The sequence below is a fragment of the Alteromonas australica genome (genome assembly GCF_000730385.1).
GTDB classification, from domain to species: domain Bacteria; phylum Pseudomonadota; class Gammaproteobacteria; order Enterobacterales; family Alteromonadaceae; genus Alteromonas; species Alteromonas australica.
This window is the reverse complement of record NZ_CP008849.1, coordinates 3,194,935-3,214,285: the sequence shown is the minus strand read 5'-3', so window position 1 is coordinate 3,214,285 and position 19,351 is coordinate 3,194,935. Positions and strand designations below refer to the sequence as shown.

At 46.2% G+C, this 19,351-nt stretch carries 14 protein-coding genes; 13 read left to right on the top strand and 1 reads right to left on the bottom strand.

The features are described 5' to 3' along the window. Position 1 precedes the first annotated feature (1 nt). From murD to mutT, 12 genes are all read left to right on the top strand, one after another. Positions 2-1,324: a UDP-N-acetylmuramoyl-L-alanine--D-glutamate ligase gene (gene murD / locus EP13_RS14140; protein WP_044057847.1), complete on the top strand. Its 1,323-nt coding sequence runs from the start codon at positions 2-4 to the stop codon at positions 1,322-1,324. After that, entirely contained in the window at positions 1,321-2,709 is a 1,389-nt protein-coding gene (ftsW, locus tag EP13_RS14135; protein ID WP_044057846.1) for a cell division protein FtsW, read from the top strand. The genes murD and ftsW overlap by 4 nt, the downstream gene beginning before the upstream one ends. Then, entirely contained in the window at positions 2,702-3,778 is a 1,077-nt protein-coding gene (gene murG / locus EP13_RS14130; protein ID WP_044057845.1) for an undecaprenyldiphospho-muramoylpentapeptide beta-N-acetylglucosaminyltransferase, read from the top strand. The genes ftsW and murG overlap by 8 nt, the downstream gene beginning before the upstream one ends. Next, positions 3,778-5,226, top strand: a complete 1,449-nt coding sequence (murC, locus tag EP13_RS14125) for a UDP-N-acetylmuramate--L-alanine ligase (protein WP_044057844.1) — start codon at positions 3,778-3,780, stop codon at positions 5,224-5,226. The genes murG and murC overlap by 1 nt, the downstream gene beginning before the upstream one ends. After that, positions 5,223-6,206: a D-alanine--D-alanine ligase gene (locus EP13_RS14120; protein WP_052364427.1), complete on the top strand. Its 984-nt coding sequence runs from the start codon at positions 5,223-5,225 to the stop codon at positions 6,204-6,206. The genes murC and EP13_RS14120 overlap by 4 nt, the downstream gene beginning before the upstream one ends. Before the next feature lie 4 nt (positions 6,207-6,210). Beyond that, positions 6,211-6,960 carry a cell division protein FtsQ/DivIB gene (locus EP13_RS14115; RefSeq protein ID WP_044057843.1) on the top strand — a complete coding sequence of 250 codons (750 nt, stop codon included), beginning with the start codon at positions 6,211-6,213 and terminating at the stop codon, positions 6,958-6,960. A 7-nt stretch (positions 6,961-6,967) separates the two neighbouring features. Continuing rightward, positions 6,968-8,197 carry a cell division protein FtsA gene (ftsA, locus tag EP13_RS14110; RefSeq protein ID WP_044057842.1) on the top strand — a complete coding sequence of 410 codons (1,230 nt, stop codon included), beginning with the start codon at positions 6,968-6,970 and terminating at the stop codon, positions 8,195-8,197. A 106-nt stretch (positions 8,198-8,303) separates the two neighbouring features. Then, positions 8,304-9,470 (top strand): cell division protein FtsZ, encoded by a 1,167-nt coding sequence (gene ftsZ, locus EP13_RS14105; protein WP_044057841.1) that lies wholly within the window; start codon positions 8,304-8,306, stop codon positions 9,468-9,470. Positions 9,471-9,772: 302 nt separating this feature from the next. Continuing rightward, positions 9,773-10,684: a UDP-3-O-acyl-N-acetylglucosamine deacetylase gene (lpxC, locus tag EP13_RS14100; RefSeq protein WP_044057840.1), complete on the top strand. Its 912-nt coding sequence runs from the start codon at positions 9,773-9,775 to the stop codon at positions 10,682-10,684. A gap of 195 nt (positions 10,685-10,879) precedes the next feature. Beyond that, a complete protein-coding gene (locus EP13_RS14095; protein ID WP_044057839.1) occupies positions 10,880-11,758 on the top strand; it encodes a M23 family metallopeptidase in 879 nt (292 codons plus the stop codon). Between the two features lie 142 nt (positions 11,759-11,900). Further along, entirely contained in the window at positions 11,901-14,609 is a 2,709-nt protein-coding gene (gene secA, locus EP13_RS14090; protein ID WP_044057838.1) for a preprotein translocase subunit SecA, read from the top strand. After that, on the top strand, positions 14,609-14,989 hold the full coding sequence (gene mutT / locus EP13_RS14085) for an 8-oxo-dGTP diphosphatase MutT (protein ID WP_044057837.1): 381 nt from the start codon (positions 14,609-14,611) through the stop codon (positions 14,987-14,989). Before secA ends, mutT begins: the two co-directional genes overlap by 1 nt. Positions 14,990-15,100: 111 nt before the next feature. On the opposite strand, the gene EP13_RS14080 is transcribed toward mutT, so the two are convergent. Continuing rightward, on the bottom strand, positions 15,101-15,973 hold the full coding sequence (locus tag EP13_RS14080; protein ID WP_044057836.1) for an aspartoacylase: 873 nt from the start codon (positions 15,971-15,973) through the stop codon (positions 15,101-15,103). A 385-nt stretch (positions 15,974-16,358) separates the two neighbouring features. On the opposite strand from EP13_RS14080, the gene EP13_RS14075 reads away from it, so the two are divergent. Continuing rightward, entirely contained in the window at positions 16,359-19,325 is a 2,967-nt protein-coding gene (locus EP13_RS14075; protein ID WP_044057835.1) for a SusC/RagA family TonB-linked outer membrane protein, read from the top strand. Positions 19,326-19,351: the final 26 nt, after the last annotated feature.

Sequence of the window (19,351 nt, the reverse complement as noted above, 5' to 3'; positions counted from 1 at the left end):
AATGAGCTATAACGTGCGTGCACAAACATATGTTGTCGGTGGCCTAGGTGTCACCGGGCAGGCGTGTGTGCGTTTTTTACAGCAGCAAGGGGCGCAAGTTAAAGCCTTTGATACTCGCGCGAGTGTTTCATTACCTAACGAGATAGACGTAGAAGTGACACTAGGTAGCCTAACCGCCGCCTATTTTGATGGTGTCGACGTCTTGGTTTTAAGCCCTGGGCTGTCTCCTGCAATTGAACAGGTGCAGTTGGCGCAACGTGCTGGGGTTGAAGTCATTGGCGACGTAGAGCTATTTGCTCGGTTAAACGAAACCCCCGTTATTGGCATCACCGGCTCAAACGGTAAAACCACCGTGACCTTGCTAACGACGCATATGCTCAACCATTGTGGGCTAAAGGCCGTGGCTGCGGGCAATGTGGGCTTACCCGTACTAGACACATTAGCAAATGACTATGATGTTATTGTGTTAGAGCTCTCTAGTTTTCAGCTTGAAACAACCTCAAGCTTAGCCCTGCAGGCGGCAACTATTTTAAATATCAGTGATGATCATTTAGATAGACACCAGACCTTCGAAAACTACGTGCAAGCTAAACAGCGTATATTTCTTCACTGCAACACAGCTGTAGTGTGGCGTGACACAGAACATTGCGCACCTCAAAGCACAGTGAATAAACTTAGCTACTATGGGTTGTCTGATGTATCAGAAGGCATTGGGTTTAGAGATAACGCCATTACCTTGCACGGTGAACCGTTACTTGATGCAAACCAAATTCAGCTTGCAGGGACTCACAATGTACTCAATGTGATGGCTTCCCTAGCACTGTGTGAAGGCCTTCAGGCAACCATGAATGTTAATCTGATTGACGCGGCGCAATCGGTAACCACCTTTAAGTCTGCGCCCCATCGTTGTGTTGAAATTGCCAACATCAATGGGGTTCGTTGGATTGATGACTCTAAAGCCACAAACGTAGGGGCAACCCTTGCAGCGCTTCAAGGTTTGGCACCTTTGACTGAAGGTAACATTATTCTTGTTGCCGGTGGCGATGCCAAAGGAGGCGATATTAACCAGCTTGCTGATGTTGTAAAAAACGAAGTGAGCCATATTGTCGCCATGGGCAAAGACGCCCATCAGTTTGCTGCCATGTTTGAACGAACCCAGATAGTAAAGGATATGGACGAAGCCGTAGATTACGCTTTTTCCCATGCTAAGCCTAACGATGTGGTGTTACTGTCACCGGCGTGTGCAAGCCTTGATATGTTCGATAACTACATTCACCGCGCGCAAGTTTTTGCCTCGGCCGTCAAACAAAGGAGCCAAGCATGAGTAATGCTCCTATCTCAACGGCTAATGCGCCAACAAAGTTAAGCGAGTTATTCGCCGCCCGTCACGATGAAAATCGTACGCAGCAGCCTTACGACACCAGTTTAATGTTGATTGCACTGGCACTGATGAGCATTGGTATTATTATCGTGACGTCGGCGTCTATGCCTGTTGCAGACAGGTTGCATGACAATCCATTTTATTTTGCTATTCGTCACGGTATTTATATCGTGGGTGCGCTCATTGCCGCCATGACAGTATTACAAGTGCCCATGCGATTTTGGCGCATGAGCAACCCCTACTTATTGTTGGCCGCTATTGGATTGTTGGTTGCGGTATTGCTAGTGGGCCGTACGGTAAACGGAAGTACCCGTTGGTTAGCACTAGGGCCTATCACGATTCAGGCGGCCGAGCCAGCCAAGCTATTTTTCTTCGCCTATTTAGCCGGTTATTTGGTACGCCGGTATGAAGAAGTCACGGAAAACCTAAAAGGCTTCATCAAGCCATTAGCGGTATTTTTCGTGTTAGCTATGTTACTGCTTATTCAGCCCGACTTAGGCACTGTGGTGGTGATGTTTGCGACCACTATCGGGTTATTGTTCTTAGCTGGCGCCCGATTATGGCAGTTCTTTGCCTTGGTGTTTGCTGGGCTAATGGCGGTGGTTGCACTGATTGTATTTGAAGAATATCGCTTAAAACGGGTAACGTCATTCTTAGACCCTTGGGCCGATCCTTTTGGTGCAGGCTACCAGCTTACCCAGTCGTTAATGGCTTATGGCAGGGGGAATTGGTTTGGCCAAGGGCTGGGTAACAGCCTACAAAAGTTAGAGTTCTTGCCTGAAGCCCATACCGATTTCGTGATGGCAATTTTGGCAGAGGAGTTAGGCTTTGTTGGCGTACTAACCGTCCTTTGTCTAATTTTGTGCATGGTGATTAAAGCACTGCAAATTGGCAATAAAGCTCTAGAGAAGTCGCGACCTTTTGAGGGCTATCTGGCCTACAGTATTGGCATTTGGTTTAGCTTTCAAACCGCAGTGAATATTGGTGCAAGTGCAGGTATTTTGCCTACTAAAGGGCTCACGCTACCGTTGGTTAGTTACGGGGGCTCGTCACTTATTATTATGTCAGTGGCTGTGGCCATTTTATTACGAATCGATTTCGAGCTTCGCGTAGAAGGTGTACAAGCGCTCGATCGCAATGAGCGAAAGCGCAATAAAGTGAAAGCAAAACCTAAAACCACCGCATCAGACAAGGTGAACGAAACACAAGAGGTCGCCACGCCAGCCACCAAAATTGAAAAGGTAAAGCCTGCTACCGCGGAAGAAGAAGGTAAAGCAGGTATTAAAGCCATACTCGCGAGAGTGGCGCAGGAGGCCGATAATGAATAGACGTTGTCTCATTATGGCGGGTGGTACCGGTGGTCACGTATTCCCTGGCCTTGCTGTCGCAGAAGCATTAGCCCGTTCCGGTTGGCATGTAGAATGGTTAGGCACAGCAGAACGAATGGAAGCTGACGTGGTGCCCAAACATGGCTTCCCCATTCATTTTATTCCTGTGAAAGGAATAAGAGGGAAAGGTCTGAAAGCCAAGTTAACTGGTGGCGTTGCCCTTATCAAAAGTTTGTTTTCGGCACGGCGCATAATCAAGCGCATTCAACCTGAATTAGTGATTGGTTTTGGTGGGTATGCGAGTGGGCCGGGCGGTGTGGCCGCGAAAAGCCTTGGAATTCCCCTCATTATTCATGAGCAAAATGCGGCTGCGGGTATGACCAATAAACTACTCGCTAAGCTAGCCACTCGGGTACTGCTTGGCTTTGATGATGCTAAAGACCAATTTTCAGTGCCTACCGAAAAGCTGCATACTGTAGGTAATCCGGTGCGTGCAGCCATTAGTGCTGTACCTCCGTTACAGTATCGCGAACCGCGTCCGTTAAACTTACTTGTGGTTGGCGGCAGTTTAGGCGCACAAATTCTAAATGAAACCGTACCAGAAGCGGTGAAAGGGGTATCTCATTTAGCCATCCGCCATCAATGCGGAAAAGGAAACCAAGCTACTGTTAAGGGGCTATATCAACAATGGGACGTAAACGCCGAGGTCAGTGACTTCATTGACGATATGGCCGATGCCTACACATGGGCTGACTTTATTGTATGTCGTGCTGGCGCACTGACTGTTGCGGAAGTTGCTGCGGCAGGTCGCGCAGCGATATTCGTCCCTTTGCCACATGCAGTAGACGATCATCAAACGAAGAATGCCCAATCATTGGTAAAGCATAATGCAGCCGTAATGATTGGACAGTCTGTATTAAAACAAAATTTAGGGCAGGCAATCAGGCAGTGGACTACCCACCCCCTCGATTGCATAAAAACGGGTGAATTGGCGCGAGAACGCGCGAACACCCATGCTACTGAAGAAGTCGTTAGCCACTGCAAAGCAGTGGTGGGAGAAGGGGACTAATGGTTTTTAAAACCCCATTTGAAAGCCCGCAAATGCGTCGGGTGAGCAACATCTTTTTTATTGGAATTGGCGGCGCCGGAATGGGTGGCATTGCTGAAGTGCTACTAAACGAAGGCTATAAAATTGCGGGTTCAGACATTCAAGAAGGGCCAATGACTCAGCGTCTAGCAGAACTAGGTGCTGAGGTGAAAATTGGTCACAGAGCTGAAAACGTAGAAGGCATGGACGTAATCGTCGTGTCGAGTGCGATTAACGAGCAAAATCCAGAAATTATCGTGGCACGAGAACAGCGTATTCCTATTATTCGTCGTGCTGAAATGTTGGCGGAGCTCATGCGTTTTAGACATGGTATCGCGATAGCGGGAACCCATGGCAAAACCACCACAACAAGCTTAATTTCCACAATTTTTGCTGAAGCAGACTACGACCCCACATTTGTCATTGGCGGCCTGTTAAACAGTGCCGGAACAAACGCTAGGTTAGGTAAAAGCCGTTACCTTATTGCAGAAGCCGACGAAAGCGACGCGTCTTTTCTCCATTTGCAGCCTATGGTGTCTGTGGTAACTAACATTGAAGCAGATCATATGGACACGTATGGCGGAGATTTCTCAAAGGTAAAAGACACCTTTGTGGAGTTTTTGTCTAATTTACCTTTTTATGGTCATGCAATTGTCTGCGGCGATGACGCCAATATTCAGGAAATTATCCCCCGTATTGGGCGTAACATCACCACCTATGGTTTTAATGCACACAATGATGTTCGTGCTGACAATATCAGTTTGTCATTTGGTAAGGCGAACTTTACCGTTCATCGGCCAGATAAAGCGCCTTTGGATATTACCCTTAACCTTACCGGCAACCACAACGTACTTAATGCATTAGCTGCCATCGCCGTGGCTACAGACGAAGGTATTGATGACCATGCTATTGTGAAGGCATTGGCAAGCTTCGGTGGTATAGGGCGACGGTTTGAACAACTAGGCAGCTTTGCGACTTCAAAAGGCGAGGTCTGTTTGGTGGATGACTACGGCCACCACCCAACGGAAGTAAAAGCGACCATTGCTGCCGCGCGGGCTAATTGGCCTGATCGGCGGCTAATGATGGTGTACCAACCACACAGGTTCACTCGAACTCGCGATTTGTATGAAGACTTTGTCGACGTGCTTTCAAGCGTCGATGCCTTGCTGCTGCTTGATGTATACGCCGCCAGCGAACAGCCCATTGAAGGAGCCGACAGCAAGTCTTTATGCCGTTCCATTCGTCAGCGCGGTCAAATTGAGCCTGTGTATGTGGGCGACAAAGGCGCGTTGCCGAGCATCCTTGCCAATATGCTGCAAGACGGGGATATTGTGATGACACAGGGCGCAGGTAACATCGGTCAAATTGCCAAACAGCTCGCGCGCTGTGAAATGGAACCTAGCGAATTGCAAAAGGAAGGTAACCGGTGACTAGCTTTTCATTAAAAAACGCCATCGCTGCTGATGTATTTGGCAAAGTTGCCGTCATGTTTGGAGGCGACTCAGCAGAGCGTGAAGTGTCGCTAAGTTCGGGTACCGCTGTGCTAAATGCCTTGTTGCGCCAAGGTGTAAACGCGGTGGCCTTCGACCCCGCCGCCCAACCATTGACAGATTTACTCACCCAACAAATAGACCGCGTACTCATTATGCTGCACGGTCGGGGGGGAGAAGATGGCTCTATGCAGGGGGCATTACAACTGCTAAATGTGCCCTATACCGGCAGCCGTGTATTAGGCTCAGCACTGGCGATGGATAAAATCCATACTAAGCAAGTTTGGCAAAGCTTGGGGCTGCCCACCGCAAAATATGAAATTGCTGATAAAAGGCACTTTGAAGCTGGATCATGCGGCGCTATAATGGATAAATTGGGGAATGAAGTCATGGTAAAACCGGCCAGAGAAGGGTCGAGTATTGGCATGGCAAGAGTGACAAGCGCTAAACAACTCGATATTGCGATTCAGAACGCATTCAAATATGACAATCAGGTTCTGTTAGAGGAATACATTGACGGCCCAGAGTTTACTGTTTCTGTGATACAGGGGCAGGCGTTGCCGTCTATTCGCATGTCCACCCCTCATACGTTTTACGATTACGCTGCGAAATACCAGGATGACACAACGGAATATTTCTGTCCAAGTGGTTTATCGCAAGATCAAGAAGCCCAGTTAGCCGAATTAGCTACCCGTGCATTTGACGGAATTTCAGGTTCGGGCTGGGGGCGTATCGATGTCATGCAAGACAGCCAAGGGCAGTTTTACTTGCTTGAAGCGAACACGGTACCCGGCATGACAGAAAAAAGTTTGGTTCCCAAAGCCGCGAAAGTGGCGGGATTAACGTTTGATGAGCTGGTTATGGCGATTTTAGCAACCAGCATGGAAGATGAACAAGTAACTGTCATGGCAGGAGCATAACAGGGTGACACAGAACGCAGCCAAAACCCGTTCGAATCACGCGCTTTGGGGTGGCGTTGCCTTTTTATGTATTGTTATTGCGGCATTGGTATTTGGCGGGATTAAAGCCAATCAGTATTTGCAAGATGAGCAGCAAATGCCAGTGCAAGTTATCGATTTTTCTGGTGATTATCAATATATCGATATCACCAAACTAGAGCGCCTTATTCGAGAGGCGCAACCGGGCAGCTTTTTTGCCCTTGATGTAAACGATGTGTTTAGGCTAGTGGAAGCGCAGCCTTGGGTTTATCGAGCGTCTGTTCGCAAGAAATGGCCAAACACCTTAAAGATTTATTTGGTTGAGCAGCAGCCAGTGGCAAAATGGAACGAGGATTTGCTCCTTAACCCTTACGGCGATACGTTTAACGCTGAAGGAAAAGCACTGGTTTTACCCCGTTTATACGGGCCAGGCGGTAGCGAAAAAACCGCACTGGAAGGCTTTAACGCCATGCATGCGTTATTGGCTACCACCAATATGGATATTGCAGAGCTATCGTTGAGTGAACGATTTGCATGGCAGGTTCAGTTAAAAAACGGCATTGAATTGAATTTAGGGCGTCAAGAATTCATCGACAGGTTACAGCGTTTTATTGATGTATACCCGTTATTGACGCAACAAGAGAAGGCAGTGAAATACGTTGACCTTCGCTATGACACTGGGGTTGCCGTGGGTTGGAAAGCGCCACGTGACAACACCACAAAAGAAGAGAGTTAAATAAACCATGTCAAAACCTGCTGAACGCAATTTGATTGTAGGCTTAGATATCGGCACCAGCCAAGTAAAGGCTGTGGTGGGCGAATTGCTTGATGATGATCAAATCAGCATCGTTGGCGTAGGCACCCATGCCGCAAAAGGCATGGATAAAGGTGGCGTTAACGACTTAAATTTGGTGGTTAAGTCGGTACAACGTGCAGTGAACGAGATGGAGTTAATGGCAGATTGCCGAGTGTCTTCAGTTTTCATGTCTATCTCGGGACGTCACGTAAAATGCCAGAATGAAAATGGTATGGTGCCCATTAACAATCAAGAAGTCACACAAGAAGACGTAGATAATGTAATACATGCCGCTCGAAGTGTGCCCATTGCAGCGGAAAGAAGATTACTTCATGTGTTACCTCAAGAGTTTACCATTGATGTGCAAGAAGGAATTAAAAACCCAATTGGCATGTCAGGCGTACGAATGGAAGCCGATGCGCATATCATCACCTGTGCCGATGATATGGCGAAAAATATGGTGAAATGCGTTGAGCGATGTGAGCTAAACGCTGATCAATTAATTTTCTCAGCGTTGGCATCGAGCTACGCGGTGCTCACCGATGATGAACGTGAGCTTGGCGTGTGCGTTGTGGATATTGGTGGTGGCACCATGGATATGGTGATTTACACAGATGGCGCTATTCGTCACACTGCGGTTATCCCTGTTGCAGGGAATCAAATTACCAGTGACATAGCGAAAATCTTCAGAACGCCAATTAGCAACGCAGAAGAGATTAAGGTTAACTATGCTTGCGCGCTAAAAGACATGGTTAGCATGGAAGACAGTATTGAGGTGCCAAGTGTAGGCGGTCGCCCAGCTCGAGTGATGTCTCGACATACGCTTGCTGAAGTGATTGAGCCAAGATACCAAGAACTGTTTGAACTGGTTCACGATGAAATTCGTGCCAGTGGACTGGAAGAGCAAATTGCCGCCGGCCTTGTGCTAACCGGGGGTACCGCCAAAATGGAAGGCGCAGTAGAGTTTGCAGAGGAACTCTTTCAGATGCCTGTAAGGGTAGGAACACCCATTAACGTAAAAGGCTTGTCCGAATACGTTGAAGATGCAGGTTTTGCCACTGTCGTAGGGCTACTGCAATACGGCAAAGTGCAATCAGATAATAAGAAGTCCAGTAAGCAGAAAACCGGTGAGAGTTTATTTCATCGCGTGCAAAGCTGGTTTAAAGGCGAATTTTAATTTATTTGGGGGCGCTAACGCTAAAACATCACGATATGCAGGATGCAGATAATCGATAGACTATGTTTTAGTGTAGTGTTAAAAGACGTACAACCGGAGAGTAAGTATGTTCGAATTAATGGATAGTCACGGCGAAGAAGCCGTAATAAAAGTCATTGGTGTTGGTGGCGGTGGTGGTAATGCCGTTGAACACATGGTTTCACAAAGTATTGAAGGCGTAGAATTCATCGCGGTAAATACCGATGCGCAGGTACTACGCAGCTCAAGCGCTGACGTTACACTGCAAATTGGTTCTAGCGTAACCAAAGGGTTAGGTGCAGGTGCCGATCCTAATATTGGTCGCGATGCAGCACAAGAAGACAGAGAAACCATTCGTCAAGCCTTAGATGGTGCCGACATGGTTTTCATCACAGCCGGTATGGGCGGTGGTACAGGAACAGGTGCAGCGCCAGAAGTGGCAAAAATTGCACGTGAAATGGGTATCTTAACGGTGGCCGTTGTCACTAAGCCATTCCCATTTGAAGGTAAAAAGCGTACCACGTTCGCAGAGCAGGGGATTGTTGAATTAGCGAATAACGTTGATTCATTAATTACTATCCCTAACGAAAAGCTACTTAAAGTGATGGGCCCGGGTACGCCGTTGTTACAAGCTTTTAGTGCCGCAAATGACGTATTACGTGGCGCGGTACAAGGTATTGCAGAGCTCATTACGCGTCCAGGTTTAATTAACGTGGATTTTGCCGACGTACGTACCGTAATGTCGGAAATGGGTAAAGCAATGATGGGAAGTGGCGCCGCGAGCGGTCCAGACCGTGCTGAAGAAGCCGCCGAATCTGCGATTGCTAGCCCACTACTGGAAGACATCGATTTATCAGGCGCGCGTGGAATCTTAGTGAATATCACCGCAGGGCCAGATTTTGCCATCGACGAATTTGAAACGGTCGGTAATGCCGTAAAAGCGTTTGCGTCTGAAAATGCCACCGTGGTGGTAGGTACAGTTATCGATATGGAGATGACTGACGAACTTCGCGTGACCGTGGTTGCTACGGGTATTGGTGCTGAGCGTAAACCAGACATCTCTCTTGTGAGCTCTGAAGGTTCTCGTTTAACTACACCGGCAAAAGAATACGGTAGCAGCACCGCTGCAGAACCACGTTCAGCGGTGGGCGGCACTGAAGGCAATCAAGCGTTAAAAGCGGAAGACAGTGCGCAACCGGATAACGATTTAGAGTATCTCGATATTCCAGCGTTTTTGCGTAAACAAGCTGACTAATTCATTTTTTCTATGAAAAAATGAATTTTTAGTCTGTTTAGTTGTCGTAACTGATAACGAATCAGGCTAACAACTGTAAATTTTTATTAAATTTTAGGCTAAGTTTTTGAATTTATAATATTTGCAGTATATAAAGGCAGAGTGAACCTGTGCATATGGTTGTGGGTTTCACAATCCTGTGCGGGGGCAAAACCTTGTAAACTTTGGAAGCGTTTGTAGCCAAATTGCATCGTTTTTGACAAGTGAGTGGTAACTCACTATAATTCGCGACCGCTTTTTTTGATAGGTAAAAGCTAAAGCAGATGATTAGACAACGTACAATCAAGCACCCGGTTCAAGAAACCGGAATTGGGCTTCATAAAGGGGAAAAGGTCACAATGACTCTCCGGCCTGCGCCTGCGAACACGGGAATCGTGTTTCGGCGTGTAGACCTTGAACCTCATGTTGATATTCCATCGCGTGCAAACGCTGTGGGTAATACCATGCTGTGTACCTGTTTGAATAATGAAGACGGCGTGACAATTCAAACCGTTGAGCATTTGGCGTCGGCTTTAGCAGGTTTAGGTATCGACAATATTATTGTTGAAGTGGATAGCAATGAGTTGCCTATTATGGATGGTAGTGCCAGCCCATTTGTGTTCTTGCTGCAATCAGCAGGAATTGAAGAGCTAAATGCACCTAAACGTTTTATCCGTATCACTAAGCCGGTGCGTGTTGAAGACGGAGATAAATGGGCTGAGCTTGTGCCTTATGATGGCTTCAGAGTGGATTTTGCTATCGACTTTGACCATCCCGTTATTAGCCAGACACGCCAACATATGACCATGGATTTCGATTCATGTTCGTATGTGAACGAAGTCAGTCGCGCTAGAACCTTTGGGTTTATGCGTGACCTAGAATATATGAACGCAAATAATCTGGCGTTAGGCGGCAGCATGGAAAATGCAGTGGCACTTGATGAGTTCCGCGTCCTTAACCCAGAAGGGCTTCGTTACGATGACGAATTCCTTAAGCATAAAATACTCGACGCCATTGGTGACTTGTACTTAGGCGGTCACAGTTTAATTGGCGAGCTGCGTGCTTATAAAACCGGGCACGGCCTGAACAACAAACTACTAAATGCTGTGCTTGCGCAGAAAGAATGTTGGGAATACGTCACCTATGACTCCCAAGAAAAAGCACCCATTCGCTACGCGCAACCAGTGCTGGCATAGTAGAAAAACAAGAAAATGCAAGGAAGCCGCCTCTAGGCGGCTTTTTTACAGTTAGCATTTAGTCTAATTAATGGTACAGTAGCTGTATAACAATATTAATAATTCGTTTTGCAGCAAAGATTAAAGCGAAAAGTAACCTAGATTACTTAAAGCAATACTTTTCCTGCAAACGTAAACAACCTCCTTATTTGTGGTATGAAGCTAACAATAACTCTAACAGGCAAAAATAAGCGATATCGGCACAGTATCAGTGTACGCACTCTCGTCAGTGCCACAGTGCTGTCTTCTATTTTTATGCTTGTCTCTAGCCGTTCCACAGAGTCTGTGTCTGAAGACATAGCGCGGGTGCGCCTTGCTCAATCAGAAGTGAAAGCCACTCAGCAAGACGTTGATGCGCTTAAGCAACAGACAGCCAACAAATTAAATGCTTTACTTACTCGGGTTGCAGAACTTTCTGCACAAGCGTCTATGCTTGACGAGAAAGGAAAGCAAATCGCAACAGAATTAGGTATGACTGCGACTGACCTGGACGCATTTGTACCCGTATCGATACCGGACAACCTCCAAGGTGACCCTTTACTTGATGACATTGCAAAGTTACAGCAATCTCTTGATGTAAAGTCTCAGCAGCTTTCTATGCTTGAAAGTTTGGTGCGGGGACACCATATCCACGATCAGAGCCAATTATCTGGTCGTCCGATAGAGTCGGGATGGTTGTCTTCTTATTATGGTATGCGCGCCGACCCTTTTACAGGCGAACCAGCATTGCACAAAGGTTTAGACTTTGCCGGTAAGGCAGGTGATAACGTGATTGCAACGGCCTCGGGTATTGTCACCTGGGCTGGTGAACGCTTTGGGTATGGCCATTTAGTCGAAATTGATCACGGTGATGGGTATGTATCCCGTTACGGACATAACGATACGCTAAAGGTTTCAGTGGGTGATGTGGTGACGAAAGGTCAGCCTATTGCTCAAATGGGAAACACGGGGCGTTCTACAGGTGTTCATGTTCACTACGAAGTAATAAGAAACGGTAAGCAAATCGATCCTCTGCCTTTTGTTTATAAAAAATAAAAGGTAGCAGCCAGGTAAGTAAGCAAATACGCTTACGCTCTAGAAATCGCATGGCAATACGCATACAGTATTGCCATTAACGTATTAATTCAGCTGTGCTATACCGTGCGGCGTCTCGACAAGTAGTGGAATAAACAAGCTAATGTTTTCAAGCATCCTTAGAAAAGTATTCGGTAGCCGAAACGACCGACTATTAAAAAAATTACGCAAAAACGTAGATGCCATCAATGCACTGGAAGCAGAGTATGAAAAGCTTTCTGATGAGGCGCTAAAAGCCAAAACCGAAGAATTTAAGGGTCGTATTGAAAAGGGTGAAACCCTTGACGACATTTTAAACGAAGCCTTCGCTACGGTTAGAGAAGCCAGTAAGCGTGTTTACGGCATGCGTCATTTTGACGTGCAAATGCTAGGTGGGCAAGTTCTTCACGAAGGTAAAATCTCCGAAATGCGTACCGGTGAAGGTAAAACCTTAACCGCCACGTTGCCAACTTATTTAAATGCGCTTTCAGGCAAAGGTGTTCATGTTATTACCGTGAACGATTACCTAGCTACCCGTGACGCCCAATGGAGTAGCCAACTATTTACTTTCCTAGGCATGCGTGTGGGTTGTAACGTACCAGGCATGTCGCCAGAACAGAAGCGCGATGCTTATCAAGCCGATGTAACCTACGGCACTAACAACGAGTTTGGTTTTGACTACCTACGCGACAACATGGCGTTTAGCCCGCAAGACCGCGTACAGCGCCCATTAAACTACGCTGTAGTGGATGAAGTTGACTCCATCCTCATTGATGAAGCACGTACGCCCCTTATTATTTCTGGACAAGCAGAAGACAGTTCGGAGCTATACCGTCGCATTAACACCATTATTCCTCAGCTGGTACAGCAAGAAAAAGAAGATGAAGAAGGGCAAGAAGGCGATGGCGATTACACCATCGACTTAAAGGCTAAGCAAATTCATCTTACTGAGCGCGGCCAATTGCATGTAGAAGAAATCTTACACAAAGAAGGTTTACTACCTGAAGGTGAGTCTTTGTTTGCAGCCGGAAATATCTCACTTCTACATCACATCAATGCGGCACTTCGTGCCCATAAATTATATGCAAAAGACGTAGATTACATTGTTAAAGACGAGCAGATCGTCATTGTCGATGAACATACCGGCCGAACAATGGAAGGACGCCGCTGGTCTGAAGGGTTGCACCAAGCCGTGGAAGCTAAAGAAGGGGTTCGTATACAAAACGAAAACCAAACCCTTGCGTCTATTACTTTCCAAAACTACTTCCGTTTGTACAACAAACTGGCAGGTATGACAGGTACAGCCGATACCGAAGCTTTTGAATTCCAGCACATTTATGGCTTAGAAACCGTGGTTATTCCAACCAATAAGCCAATGCAGCGTAAAGATAAAGCGGACTTAATCTACTTAACGGCAGAAGAAAAATACGAAGCCATTGTTGAAGATATTAAGGCATGTGTGGAACGCGGCCAACCCACCTTGGTAGGTACGGTATCGATTGAAAACTCAGAATTGCTTTCGCGCATCCTGAAAAAATCAAAAATTCCACACAAAGTACTGAATGCCAAATTCCACGAACAGGAAGCCGACATTGTGGCGCAAGCGGGTCAACCCGGTGCGGTTACTATTGCCACTAACATGGCAGGTCGTGGTACCGATATTGTACTAGGCGGTAACTGGCAGGCTGAACTGGAAAAAATTGAAAACCCAACCGAAGCACAAATAGAGAAAGTAAAAACTGAGTGGAAGAAACGCCACGATGCAGTACTTGAATCTGGTGGTTTACATATTATTGGTACAGAGCGACACGAGTCTCGTCGTATTGATAACCAGCTTCGAGGCCGTTCAGGTCGTCAAGGCGACCCTGGTTCAAGCCGTTTCTACCTGTCACTAGACGACGCTTTAATGCGTATCTTCGCCTCTGAAAAAATGGGCAACATGATGAAGCGTTTGGGTATGGAGCGTGGTGAAGCCATTGAGCATCCATGGGTAACTCGTGCTATCGAAAATGCGCAACGCAAAGTGGAAGGGCGTAACTTCGATATTCGTAAACAGCTACTAGAATACGATGACGTTGCGAACGACCAGCGAAAAGTTATTTACGAACAGCGTAACGAACTGTTAGATGAAGGTGATATTAGCGAAACCATTGAAGCCATTCGTGAAGACGTTATTAGCGGTGTGGTAGACGAATATGTTCCTCCTCAATCACTAGAAGAAATGTGGGACGTGGATGGCTTAGAAGAGCGATTAAGAGCAGACTTTGCTGTAGATCTTCCAATCAAAACGTGGTTGGAAAACGACGACAAGCTATACGAAGAGAAGCTAAGAGAGCGTATACACAGTGAAGTGGTACAGGCTTATAAAGCAAAAGAAGATGTGGTAGGCGAACAAGTCCTGCGTCAGTTTGAAAAAGCGGTGATGTTGCAAAACTTAGATAGTCATTGGAAAGAACATTTGGCTGCTATGGATCATCTACGTCAAGGTATTCACTTACGTGGTTACGCACAGAAAAACCCTAAACAAGAATATAAGCGCGAGTCTTTTGCATTATTTTCGCAAATGTTAGAAGCCTTGAAAGTGGAAGTGATCACCATACTTTCACGGGTAAAAGTTCAAGCAGAAGAAGATGTACAAAAAGTAGAAGAGCAGCGCAGACAAGCTGACAATGTGCCCAAGCACTTTGAGCACAAAGAAGCATCTGCCACTCCTGAAGAGAAAAGTGACAAGGTACGCACAGAAATGCGTAATGGCCCTAAAGTTGGCCGTAACGACCCTTGTCCATGCGGTTCAGGCAAAAAGTACAAGCAATGCCACGGTAAGCTTAGCTAATGAAGCAAGTGCATGTTGCCGTGGGCGTTGTTACGCGCGGCAGCGATATCTTTATTACTCGTAGGCCAGACCATGCTCACCAAGGTGGGAAATGGGAATTTCCAGGCGGAAAGGTTGAGAGTGACGAAACCGTCACTCAGGCGCTGGCCAGAGAGCTTGCAGAAGAGATAGGCATTACCGTGGGTGAAAGTCAGCCATTAACCGTTATCGAGCACGATTACGGCGATAAACGGGTAAAGCTTGACGTTCATACGGTTGAGTTGTTCGACGGCGAGCCTTATGGCAAAGAAGGGCAGGAAGCCAAATGGGTAGCAATAGGTGCGCTAAATGCGTCTGACTTTCCCGCTGCGAACGTTGCCATTATCGACGCGTTAAAGTAACTAACCTGTACGGGCTTGAGGCTTAACGCTTAAGCCAATTAACCGCGAAAAGTTCGAAGCAATAAAAAACGGTCATGAAGACCGTTTTTTTGTGCCTCACGTTCGGGCATGTTAAAGCGTGAATCGCTCTGCGGTAGCAAAAGCCACATCCAGCTTATGATAGGCCGCCTCATTAATGAAATGAGGGTAAGTCTCTTTATCACCTTCCCAATTGATATCCTTGCCATCAAAGGTTCGAAACATAGGCATGCCAGGCAACAAAGGGGCGAAATCTGAATCCTGAAAACTGTGATGAATCATTGCGGTACGTTGGCCTTTTTCAGATAGCGGGAAAGAGATATTTTCACCTAATCGAAACGCTTCGCATGGGGGCAGTGCATCGGTGCTAATATCGCCTTGATTATAGGCCACGCAGAAGTCCAGAATCACTTCTGCCATGGTTTGCGTGAGTAAGTATACGTCTTCACGTAACACACCTTGTGGCTGACCACCCACCTCTATCATCACACCTTTTTTGCCAGTTGTGCACAAGTAACCATGCTCTAAATACGGTTTCTCGTCTTCAACCAGTATGTTTGCTTCTGGCATATGTTGTTTAACATAACGCCCCAATTGTGTGTGAAACTCATCGGCTTCAAGCAGAATCAATGTTGCGTCCATCGCACTGGTTGTGTTGTGGATATCAATAACAAAGTCCGTTGCTGAATTGCCCTTTGGGCCAAATTTCTGGTTAAGTGTTTTAGCCAGCACAGCTTCTTTAGACGTATTAGACGACGCTAAACCATCAAAGGTGAACTGGCGATTCAAATCTTCTTCAACAAAGCGAACATTGGCCTCAAGGGCGGCTTCATTGGCAATATTCAAAGAAACGTTTAATGTACTGAATCGCGAAGGTAATCCGAACGCTTGCCAATTTCGGATAAGTTGAATACCGCTGGTTTCGTTGCCATGGGTACCACCAACAAGCGCGATCTTATTAAACATTCATCTTCCTTTTTTACATTGAGTTGAAAATAGAGGTATTAAAAAGCAGCCCTGATATTACACTACCCAGCGATATCCGAGAATACGTTTAACCTCATTATTAAAACGAAATTGCCATAAGGCATGACGACCTTTCAATCACGTTGCTATGTACAACGTTAGTATCTATTAAGCTCCATTTAACCACCTTATCCGTCCATAGTTTAGAGATTATTAAGCGTACTTTTATTTGCAAAATACTCACTTGATAAAGGTTTGGATGGAACAGAATTGTAAATTCTTTTGTTAATTATTTGTTGAATAATAAATTAAGAACGCGTATAACATAAAAAGACAACGTTGTTTATTTGCTGGAATTACACCACTTCAACTATCGGGACGCGATATGAAAGACTACAAATTGAACCCATTAGCTCGTCAGCTACGTGCGGCTTTTACGCCAGCGCCTCTGGCTTTAATGCTAATGGCAACGTCGTTACAGGCACAGGAAACTGAGTCTGACGCAGTACAGGCGGAGACGCCGAAAGAAGTAGAAGTAATAGAAATTTCCTACGGTTACAGTGCTGTGGAGAAAACAGATTTGACTGGTGCTATAGCCACGGTTGATATTGAGGATGTTATCGACTTACCCGCTGGTAACATAATGCAAAACTTGCAGGGTAGGGTGCCAGGTCTTCAAATTACCACTACGGGAAACCCGAGCTCCACCGCCACAGTGAGAATACGTGGACAAGGTTTAGGCCCATTGGGCAATAATGACCCGTTATATATTATCGATGGTATACCTACCAAGTCGGGTTTACACGAGATTAACAGTAACGATATTGCTGATGTGCAGGTGTTACGAGACGCTGCTGCCGCCAGCATATACGGGGCTCGCTCGGGAAATGGTGTCATTGTTGTCACGACGAAGAAAGGGCATAAGGGTTTAGACTTTAATTTTCGTTTCAATCAAAGCATTGAAGAGTACGACTATGACCTCCATCCCCTAAACACGCTAGAGCGTGGAGCGGTTGTTTGGCAAGCCGCGGTAAATGATGGCTCGAACCCAAACTCAGCAAGCCCTTTATACACCTTTGACTGGAATCAAGACTTCGAAAACCCAGAGCTATACTCAGTCATATTGCCTACCTATACCGATCCGGAAAACGTGCAAAGACCGGCAGATACACAATGGTTCGATGAAGTGACCAGAACGTCGAAAATCTCTGACATGAATTTCTCTGTAGCTGGCGGTAATGAGGTGTCTCAATTCTATACCTCTTTAGGCTATTTTGACGCTGAAGGCATCGTCGATGGCTCTAAGTTTGAACGATTGGCGTTCAGGTTTAATTCTGAGCATGATGTCATCGAAGACAAACTAAAAGTTGGCCAGACGTTTCTTATTACTGATCAAAAAGCAAACTTGATCAATGATTTAGCTGGACAAATTCTAGGGTTATCAATTGAACAGCAGTCTATCGTCCCCGTTTACAATGATGTTGGTGGCTGGGGTGGGCCAGTCCCAGGTATCACTGATAGAGACAACCCTGTCCGCATCATCGAGCAAAACCGCGACAACGGCCATACTTACAATAAGGTAATGGCTAACTTTTTTGTTGAATACTCGCCCATTGAAGATTTAACCCTAAGAGGGAACGTGGGTCTCGATTACAGCCAATTCTATTTTCGTAATTTTACGCGTGCATTTACCGCAGGCTCGCTAAGTAGCGGAGATCGTTTAACAGTAGAAGATAATTGGAATCAAAGCATTATTACCGGCGCTACGGCGACATATAAGTGGGTAGTTAATGATTTACACAAGTTCAACTTCCTCGCAGGTGTTGAGCAAATTAACTACGAACGAGAGTTGTTCAGAGGGATTGGATCGGGTTTCGCTTCTGATGACCGTTCGTTTGCCTATCTATCTCAAGCGACGTCAGATGTACGTGTTGAGGGTGAGGGAGAAACCTGGTCACTCGATTCTCAATTTGCTCGCGTAGATTATAACTACGATAACCGCTATTTAGCCTCATTTACTATTCGTCGTGACGGCTCCTCACGGTTTGGTGATGCTAACGAGTACGGTAATTTCCCGGCGGCTTCTTTTGGTTGGGTAGTGAGTAACGAAGACTTTTTCGACGTTGAATTCATTGACACGCTGAAACTTAGGGGGAGCTGGGGAGAAACCGGTAATCAAGAAATACCCACCAATGCCACCGTGACGACGTATGTACCACGTTACGCCACCCAGTCACTTTTCACGAACGAACAAGATGAAGGTACAGCCTACGACATAACCGGCTCGAATAGCGGTACATTGCCGTCTGGTTTTGTACGAGCTCAAACCGGTAATGCTGACCTTAAATGGGAAACCTCAACTCAAATAAACTTGGGTGTCGATTTTGAACTTTTCCGCAACACTGTTTACGGGAGCTTCGATTGGTATGAAAAAGAAACCCGCGACATTCTTACGTTAACCCAGCCTATAGCAACACTGGGTGAAGGCGCGCAAAAGTGGGTTAATGGCGGCACGATAGAAAATGCGGGTGTAGAGCTGGTATTGGGCTATGAGAAGTGGATTGAAACTGGCTTACTGGAAGACGAATTGCTGGTAGATATCAACTTTAATATTTCATCTACGGAAAACACGGTTACAGCGCTACCAGAAGATGTGGTGAACTCTTTTGGAGGGAATGGGCAAGACAAAACAATTTTAGGTCGCTCCATTAACTCGGTGTACGGATATGTCGCTGACGGTATCTTCCAAAGCCAAGAAGAAGTTGAAGAACACGCAGTACAATCTGGCGCTGCACCAGGACGTATCCGCTGGCAGGATCTCGACGGAAATGGCGTAATTGATGAGAACGATCAAGACTTCTTCGCAGACACTGACCCCGACTTTATTTATGGCATGAACTTTACGTTTAAATATAAAGCTTGGGACTTCAATATGTTCTGGCAAGGAGTGAAAGGCGGGCAAATTCGTAATAACTGGAGACTGTTTACCGATTTCACATCATTGAACATTGGCTCAAACTATGGCGCGCGCACCCTCGATGCTTGGACGCCAGAAAACGCTAACAGTGATGTACCTGCATTAACCCTTATTGACAACAATGGCGAAGGCCGTCAATCCAGCTTTTTCTGGGAAGAAGGAACGTATCTCAAGCTGCGTAATATCAGTGTAGGTTACACACCAACACTGGACTTTATCGAGCGCATGGGTCTTAACGATGCACGCATCTATTTACAGGCTCAGAATCTTTTGACCATCACCCCAGATGGAACCTTAAGTGAAGATCCCGAAACCCCCAACGAAGTATTTCCTGTCCCGCGCCGAATTACTTTCGGACTGGAATTTTCTTTTTAAGCTAACAGGATAATGGATTTAATATC